Consider the following 234-nt stretch of genomic DNA (forward strand, 5'->3'; position numbering starts at 1 on the left):
TAGAAAAGGCCTCTACATCCCGAATAGCCCAGACCGCAGCAAAAAACATTTCTTTACACAAGAAACCATTAAATGGTGGTAATCCTGTCATAGAAAAGCTACCAATGACTGCGATTGTAAATGTAATAGGCACTAAGGACATTAAGCCACCTAAACGGCGAATATGCCGAGTTCCCACTTCATGGTCGACAATCCCATCCTTCATGTGTAATGCTCCTTTATATGTTGAGTGGT

Annotated in this window: 1 protein-coding gene; it reads right to left on the minus strand. The window is 41.9% G+C overall.

Annotation, left to right across the window (positions count from 1 at the left end; genetic code table 11):
* Positions 1-234, minus strand: a 234-nt coding sequence (locus KVT27_RS26250; RefSeq protein ID WP_305799950.1) for a proton-conducting transporter transmembrane domain-containing protein, incomplete at both ends; no start/stop codon positions are given.

The sequence above is a fragment of the Lysinibacillus sp. GbtcB16 genome (genome assembly GCF_019091145.1).
GTDB classification, from domain to species: domain Bacteria; phylum Bacillota; class Bacilli; order Bacillales_A; family Planococcaceae; genus Lysinibacillus; species Lysinibacillus fusiformis.